Here is a 1,035-nt window from a genome sequence, read left to right as displayed (position 1 = left end):
CCCGGCGGCCGGCCGCGCGCACGAGCTTCGTCGCCGCCGCGTCCTCGGCGATCTCCGCGGCGAGCGCCCGGATGCCACCCCGCGCCTCGAGGAACGGGCGGTGCCAGAGCATGCTCTTGCCCTGCGCGAAGCCGAGCCCCACCGCCTCGCCGGCATATTGCCAGCGGGCTTGCAGGGTGTTGAGGAAGGCGCATTCGACCGCGGCCCAGATCCCGTCCGGGCGGGCGCCGATCGGCGTCGAGCAGACGAGGCCGGTGTCGTCGCGCCAGGCGGCCTGCAGTTGCTGCAGGTAATCGGTGGGCATCAGCACGTTCGAATCGGCGATGACGATCCAATCGTGCCGCGCCGCCTCCCATCCGCGCACGCAATTGTTGAGCTTCGGGTTGTCGCTGATGCGCTCGTCGCCGACGAGGATGCGGGCCGGGACCCGCGGGTGCGCCGCGACCAGCCGGCGGACCAGCGGCAGCACGGGGTCGGCGGCGTCGGCGACGCAGAAGACGATCTCGTAGGCCGGGTAGTCGAGGGCGAAGCCGCGGGCGAGCGTCTCCTCGCTGAAGGTCTCCAGGCCGCAGACCGGACGCACCAGCGAGACGGGCGCGCCCACCGGAAACGTCGTCCCGGACGCATGTCGCCCGATCCGCCGGCCGGCGACGACGAGGCTCGCGAGGTGCAGGGCCGTCAGGAGTGCGCAGAGCACGAGGGCGACCGTGGTGCCGTCCGGGGCCGGAAAGGTGCTGACGAGACCCATGCGGCGGGCATCTCCGAACCGGCCTGTCCCGCGGCGCGCGGCCGCGTCGGCTGACTGCCCCTAACAGCGCGCGCGTTTCAGCCGTATGACAGCAGCACCAAGCGGATGAGGGAGCGAAGCTTTGGCCGGAGGCGGAACCGTCGCGATCCTCGGGGCCGGCATGGCGGGTGCCGCCGCCGCCCGGCGCCTCGCCGAGGCCGGCCTCGACGTCCGCGTCGCCCAGATCGAGGCGAGATGGCTCTTGCCGCTTCCGGGCGGCCCGGTGAGGACCAGCACGGTGTCCGGCC

1 protein-coding gene is annotated in these 1,035 nt (G+C 73.3%); it reads right to left on the bottom strand.

The features are described from left to right. Positions 1-748 (bottom strand): glycosyltransferase (locus FV222_RS27165; protein ID WP_147816238.1); only part of this gene is annotated, 748 nt, incomplete at its 3' end. Between the last annotated feature and the right edge of the window lie 287 nt (positions 749-1,035).

Source organism: Methylobacterium sp. WL103, from assembly GCF_008039885.1.
GTDB lineage: Bacteria > Pseudomonadota > Alphaproteobacteria > Rhizobiales > Beijerinckiaceae > Methylobacterium > Methylobacterium cerastii.
The sequence above is the reverse complement of the archived record's forward strand: the minus strand, read 5'-3'. Positions and strand labels throughout refer to the sequence as shown.